The 6543-nt window shown below is 40.1% G+C and carries 8 protein-coding genes and 1 rRNA gene; 2 read left to right on the top strand and 7 right to left on the bottom strand.

Annotation, left to right across the window (positions count from 1 at the left end):
* The 4 genes from HYG93_RS19185 to HYG93_RS01530 form a co-directional block, all read right to left on the bottom strand.
* A 16S ribosomal RNA gene (locus HYG93_RS19185) occupies positions 1–67 on the bottom strand; the annotation flags it as partial.
* 446 nt (positions 68–513) lie between these two features.
* Positions 514–1593, bottom strand: a complete 1080-nt coding sequence (locus HYG93_RS01540) for a DUF6670 family protein (protein WP_121594494.1) — start codon at positions 1591–1593, stop codon at positions 514–516.
* A gap of 30 nt (positions 1594–1623) precedes the next feature.
* A complete protein-coding gene (gene pssA, locus HYG93_RS01535; RefSeq protein ID WP_106984087.1) occupies positions 1624–2451 on the bottom strand; it encodes a CDP-diacylglycerol--serine O-phosphatidyltransferase in 828 nt (275 codons plus the stop codon).
* 55 nt (positions 2452–2506) lie between these two features.
* On the bottom strand, positions 2507–3364 hold the full coding sequence (locus tag HYG93_RS01530; RefSeq protein ID WP_106984086.1) for a 23S rRNA (adenine(2030)-N(6))-methyltransferase RlmJ: 858 nt from the start codon (positions 3362–3364) through the stop codon (positions 2507–2509).
* 115 nt (positions 3365–3479) lie between these two features.
* On the opposite strand from HYG93_RS01530, the gene HYG93_RS01525 reads away from it, so the two are divergent.
* Together HYG93_RS01525 and HYG93_RS01520 are read left to right on the top strand one after the other, a co-directional pair.
* The gene (locus HYG93_RS01525; RefSeq protein ID WP_117007457.1) at positions 3480–4082 is read left to right on the top strand and encodes a 2OG-Fe(II) oxygenase; all 603 of its coding nucleotides are present in this window, start codon (positions 3480–3482) and stop codon (positions 4080–4082) included.
* Positions 4083–4149: 67 nt separating this feature from the next.
* The gene (locus HYG93_RS01520) at positions 4150–4677 is read left to right on the top strand and encodes a hypothetical protein (protein WP_117007456.1); all 528 of its coding nucleotides are present in this window, start codon (positions 4150–4152) and stop codon (positions 4675–4677) included.
* Between the two features lie 77 nt (positions 4678–4754).
* Here HYG93_RS01520 and HYG93_RS01515 read toward each other — a convergent pair whose 3' ends face one another.
* The 3 genes from HYG93_RS01515 to HYG93_RS01505 form a co-directional block, all read right to left on the bottom strand.
* Positions 4755–5006: a DUF2789 family protein gene (locus HYG93_RS01515; RefSeq protein WP_106984083.1), complete on the bottom strand. Its 252-nt coding sequence runs from the start codon at positions 5004–5006 to the stop codon at positions 4755–4757.
* A 117-nt stretch (positions 5007–5123) separates the two neighbouring features.
* Positions 5124–5357, bottom strand: a complete 234-nt coding sequence (locus HYG93_RS01510; protein WP_121594493.1) for a DUF2789 family protein — start codon at positions 5355–5357, stop codon at positions 5124–5126.
* Between the two features lie 146 nt (positions 5358–5503).
* Complete coding sequence (locus HYG93_RS01505; protein ID WP_067762865.1) at positions 5504–6490, bottom strand: malate dehydrogenase; 987 nt, start codon at positions 6488–6490, stop codon at positions 5504–5506.
* Positions 6491–6543 lie beyond the last annotated feature (53 nt).

The raw sequence follows: 6543 nt of genomic DNA, 5'->3' as shown, positions 1-6543 counted from the left end.
GCTCGACTTGCATGTGTTAAGCCTGCCGCCAGCGTTCAATCTGAGCCATGATCAAACTCTTCAGTTTAAAATCAATAGTACCTTTAAAGGGTACCAATCTTGGCTCATCAATTACTGACAAATATTTGCTCAAATAAACTTCGAGAAATTTCTACCAATTATCAATGAAAATATATTCGATTGATCAACCAGTAAAAATCCACACAAGTTGTTCTTCATAATCTCTTAATGATCTTCTTGCTGGTTCGTCACCAGCAAGCTAGGTCGGCTATATTACACTAAATTTATTTAGTGTCAACAAGTAATTCAAATTATTTTAAACTTTCTTTCTAAAACCAAACTTAATCTTTTCAATCAAGTCCTTGTTTTATCAGAAGTTTTAATCTTCATCACCGCCGATGGATGTGCATTCTACAGCATTTCACATCCGTTGCAACCCTATTTTTTATTTTTTTCCATTTATTTTTAAAAAATCCTACCAGGTGTCTTTTTATTGTTCAAATTCGGCTATTTTTACTTGTTTTTAATCAAAACTGGCATTGAATCTGCTTGTTGAAAAGCCGATAGATGATCTTGATGATGCTCTTGCCAATTTAAATTCCGGCAATCAATATATTCGCTATATCCCCCTTCCCCCTCTTCTTGTTCTTCATTCAACTGCAAACGATAACTAAAACTGCCCGCATAACCCGCACCTAAGCCAAATTTAAAATCACCTCGACTTTGTCCTTGCAAGCGAATCTGCATGGTTTCATTTTGCATAAACCATTCAAATTCACGTGGAAGATACATATTACGTCCATTGGGGGTGGTTATTTTGGGATAAACGCGATGTATACGGAAATGGACTGCTGTATCGAACATCTGATGTTTATTTGCTTTAAGGTCTTTTAAGTAAATACGTGATTGTACAATCTGATTTCGTGCATCCCGTACTTGCATAAACATGAGTTGTCGATCATTGCTTAGATTCAACATGCTCATGCTGTAAAATGCCACAGGAAAATAAGGAAATGCCCTAGCTCTAGCAAACTCTAAAGTTCCGAGCTGTGCAATATCAAAAATTTGCCCTTTATAAACCACTTTACCAGCACATTGGCTTAGCACACTCCAATACTCTGCCATGCCCATTCGTAACTTGGTAATACATGAAACAAGATCCGAACTATTCACCTGTAGATCTAAACTGAGTTCTTGATGTTCGCGCTGAAATTGGAATTTTGGAAATTCACCATATATATCGACATGATCGACACATTGAATATGTTTAGACGCCAGATGAAATGTCGCCTCTTTTGTATCACACTGAAACTGCCCAACCATGTGTGCACTACAACTGCTCATCAAATAAATTTGGTTGGTTGCATTTTTGGATTTAGCGTGAGCATGATGCAATATCGGTAAATTCAGCTGCCCTAATTGTATAAATAGGTTGAGGTAATGTAAGGGTGCTGGCAAATTTGGGATTTTAAGTGCAATGAGAATGCTTGGATATTTTTGTGTTTGTATATGAAAAGGTAGTTTTTGTTGTTTGCAATAAGGAGCCTGATTCAGCTGTTTGGACTGATCAAAGAAATCTTGAAATAACTGCATATCAAGCTCCTATTGATTTAGATTTTACATTTATAAGGCGCTCTGCTTTCTCGCCATTATGGTTGTAACAAAACCTGAAAGTGCATAAATGACTGCAATCACCAGTACGCCAACAGGAATATTATAAGTTACTGCAGCTAAAACAAATACCACGATTGGCAACACTGCGAAAGGGACGCGTTTACGGTCTACTGTTTTAAATGAATAGTATTTAATATTTGAAATCATCAGTAAGCCAACGGCAATAATCACCACAGCGTTGAGTGTTTGAATACCCGCTTCACGCAAATCAAAAACTGCAGGGAAATCACGGGCAACCAAGACCAATGAAATAATAATAACGGCGGCTAATGGACTGGCTACACCAATAAAATAGCGTTTATCGACCACACCAATTTGCACATTAAAACGTGCTAGGCGGAAAGCCGCACAGGCGGTATAGACAAAGCATGCAGCTAAGCCAATACGTCCAAGATCGTGCAAGCTCCAGCTATACATTAAAATCGCAGGTGCCACGCCAAATGCAAGCAAGTCAGATAGTGAATCAAACTGTTCACCAAATGGACTTTGCGCACCAATAGCACGAGCAACTCGGCCATCTAAACCATCTAATAGTGCGGCAATAAAAATAGCATACACCGCTTGAGTGTAATCACCATTCATACTGGCAATAATTGAATAGAAACCTGATAACAACGCTGCGGTTGTAATCAGGTTCGGCCACAGATAAATACCTCGACGTTTGACTTTCTGTCCTTCATGGGTATGTTCTTCTTCCTCCACCTCAAAAGTAATGCCATCAAAGGCACTTTCATCTTTAGTAGAAGCTTCCCGTTCAGGTTTATTTATATTTGTCATTCTTCGATCCTAACTGTGACCTTTTGTCTTACTTAAATATTGTGTAGCGTCTGGCTTATTCGCCAACCAACCAACGTACAGCAGCATGACCACCACTTTCACTCATGCGAAGGTGTGGGAATAACCATTGTAATGCCTCATCTGCATCTTCTGAGAATTTCCAAGGTGGGTTAATCACCAATAAACCACAACCATTTAAGCCCACTGGTGTGTCATCTGGCCATACGCAAACTTCACATACCAACTGACGGCGAATACCCGTTTTGTACATTTTCTTTTCAAAACGTTCAATCATGGCGCGGTCTTTAATTGGATACCACACTGCGAAAACGCCTGTCGGCCATTTTTTATAAGCAGCAACCAATAATTCTACCAATTGTGGGAAATCTTTTCGTTCCAATTCGTAAGGCGGATCAATCATCACCAAGCCACGTTTCTCTTTTGGTGGAATAACACCTAAAAGACCTTCGTAAGCATCGCGCTCATGCAAGCCCGCACGTTTATCAAAAATATTGTGGCGTAACTGTTGAAATACATCACGTTGCATTTCAAAAATAGTGGCCTTGTCGGTTTCACGCATGCCTTCAAGCGCAAACCAAGGTGAGCCTGGATAAGCACCTTTGCCAAAATTTTCACGCATTTTTTCAACAATTTTTAAATATTGTTGCACGCCCTCTGGCGCATTACGCTTAATTGAATCATCTAGTTTGACCAGACGATGAATACCATTTAAAAACTCACCTGATTTTTGTGCTTCAGAGGTTGATAAATCATATTTACCTGCACCACCATGGGTATCTACATAGCGATAAGGTTTGTCTTTCGCATTCAGCCGACTCAATAACTGAAGCAATAAAACATGCTTCATAACATCGGCAAAGTTGCCTGCATGGAAATGGTGACGGTAGTTCATGTTTCTAAAATTCCTAATATCAACGGCTATTTTAGCATGAAAAATAGTTTCATTCCGATGCTATTCTTCTACTAGAATACATCGCTATTTTCTGACGATCATTAGGCTGTTTTATATGGATGCAATGCATCTCCCAAAGTCTTGGCCTGTTGAGCAAATTTTAGATAATTTAGCTCAACATGGCTTTGCAATTATTGACCAAGCATATTCACCTGAATACACACGCGCATTGGTCCATGAATGTTCAACACATTTAAATGAATTCCGCGATGCGGCCATCCAAAATGGCGTAGTCTCTAACATCCGCAGTGACCATATTTTATGGATTGATCAGCAACTCAAGGTCGCACAACAACATATTCAAGCTTTAAACGCCCTTTCACAACATTTGAATCAGGCGTTTTTTTTGGGCATTAAAGAAGCTGAAGCGCACTTTGCTTGCTATAACGCAGGTGAATTTTATGCATTACACCGTGATAACCCACAAGGTAAAAATGGACGTATGATTTCTACTGTCTATTATTTGCATGAAGCATGGGAAAATGACTGGGGCGGAGAACTACGCCTGCAAGATAAAAACAATCAATGGCATATTATTCATCCAGAGCCAAATCGTATTGCCATTTTTCAAAGTGATTTGCTCCACGAAGTATTAGAAGCCAAACATCAACGCCTTTCTATTACGGCGTGGCTTAGAACAGACCAGCCACTTTGGTAAGCACAAAACTTTAAATTTAAAAATTCATCCTCATATATGCTTCATTGCAAACATGAGGATGCCACCAATGCGTGACCTAACCAAAGACATCATTCAACGTATTGGTGAAACTGATCAATTGTATTTACAAGGCAATCAACCCGAACTGGCTTTAGAACGTGCTGACTTGCGCTTACAGTTGGTCACCTTAAGCCGTGTACGCCAAGAGCAAATCCATTTCCTACAAGAAGCGGTCGTGCTCTTAGAGCAAGGCCGCCTTGAATTCGAAGAAATGCCTCTGAGCTTATATATCGACTTGTCTTTACACTTGGCTAAAGCCTATATGCTGTATTTTGAAGTAACACGTGAAGAGCGCTTTGCCGTGATTACCCAACAAATCTTAAAGCCTCTTGCACACGATGATGATGGTGATATTTACTTTTTCTTGGCCTATGCAGCAGCTTCAAAAAATGAACCTGCTATGACACGCCACTGGCTGACTAAATATGCCAAAACCAATGCTTTTGACTTACAACTGATGCAAACACATCCTGCATTTGATACTTACCGTGCCGAAGCGTGGATGGAGAAGATTGTAAAAAGTCGCTTGCATTAAATGATGCATAAACTTCTGTAGATGCAAAAGCAAAAAGCCTCAATAAAAATTGAGGCTTTTTTTAAGTCGAAATTAAATTATACCGCTTGGAGTCTATAGGCATCTAAATGGAGTTGTTGATTCAGCTCGTCTACCCAAATGGCCCAATCATCATCTTGTACCAAATGACTGATTAACAGCGCACGCTGCCCCTTATTCCAAAATGGCGCATCATGTAGTGACACATTGGCTGCAAGCTGATGTGTACGCACATAGAGTTCAATAGCAGCAGGACTATTGGCTAAACCGAGTTGCGAAAATAGAAGTTCTAAGGATGGTTTGTTCTTCATGAGCTTTCGCCCTCCTTATCAGCTTAATTGTCATTTATTATTGAATTAACTTATAAGATATCTCAAAAAAAACCTAGTCATAAAACCAGGTTTGTTGTTACTTTTTGTGAGCACTTTTTAATCAGCATGCAATTGCTCATTCAGTTGATCAATAACCATCGCCCACTCATCATCTTTTCTCCAATGGCTAATTAAAAAGTCACGTTGTGATTGTGTCCAGAAATCTGCCTGATGCATAGGAACTTCAAGCGTCAGCTGATGTGTTTGAATAAATTGCTCAATAGCCTCTGGCGAGCTGTCTAAGCCCAATTGCTGAAATAATAATTCTTGGGTTACATCCATATCTAACATGGGAATTTTCCTGTTGTTTTATTATTTTTAACTTAGCATGTTCAACCCTCGGCTTCTGCTGATATTGCTCAGCGCATTGTTATTTTTTGTGCATAAAAAAACGCTCCGAATGGAGCGTTTTTTCTAACTTAATCTAAGTGATTAAATTATTTGATCATGTCAGCAACTGCTGCACGTTCTTCTTCAAGCTCATTAAGAGTAAAGTTGATACGTTCACGGCTGAATTCGTCGATTTCAAGACCTTGAACGATTTTGTATTCGCCATTTTCGCAAGTTACAGGGAAACCGAACATTACGCCTTCAGGGATACCGTAAGAACCGTCAGAAGGAATACCCATAGTTACCCATTCGCCGTTTGTGCCAAGAGCCCAATCGCGCATGTGGTCGATTGCAGCGTTTGCAGCAGAAGCAGCAGAAGACAAACCACGAGCTTCGATAATCGCAGCGCCACGTTTACCAACAGTTGGAAGGAATACGTCTTTGTTCCAAGCAGCATCGTTGATTTTGTCTTTTAAGCTTTCGCCGTTTACTGTAGCAAAACGGTAGTCAGCATACATTGTTGGAGAGTGGTTACCCCAAACTGTCATTGTTTTGATGTCAGAAACTGCAACGCCAGCTTTTTGAGCAAGTTGAGTCAACGCACGGTTGTGGTCAAGACGTAACATAGCTGTGAAGTTTTTCGCAGGAAGATCTGTAGCAGATTTCATAGCGATGTAAGCGTTAGTGTTCGCAGGGTTACCTACAACAAGAACTTTAACGTCACGGCTAGCAACTTCGTTAAGCGCTTTACCTTGACCGATGAAGATTTCACCGTTTACTTTAAGAAGGTCAGCACGTTCCATGCCAGGACCACGTGGACGTGAACCTACAAGAAGAGCGTAGTCAGCATCTTTGAATGCAACTTTAGGATCATCAGTACCGATCATGCCTTCTAGAAGAGGGAATGCGCAGTCATCAAGTTCCATCATTACGCCTTTAAGCGCTTGTTGAGCTTTCTCAACTGGAATTTCTAATAATTGAAGGATAACTGGTTGGTCTTTACCCAACATTTCACCGCTTGCGATACGGAATAATAAGCTATAACCGATTTGACCAGCTGCGCCAGTAACGGCAACACGAACTGCTTGCTTCATGTAATTATCTCCAATTGAGGAAGGTCATAATGATTAAATAGCTGTTCTATCTA

It is taken from the genome of Acinetobacter sp. SwsAc6 (assembly GCF_013391565.1).
Classification (GTDB): domain Bacteria; phylum Pseudomonadota; class Gammaproteobacteria; order Pseudomonadales; family Moraxellaceae; genus Acinetobacter; species Acinetobacter cumulans.
The sequence above is the reverse complement of the archived record's forward strand: the minus strand, read 5'-3'. Positions and strand labels throughout refer to the sequence as shown.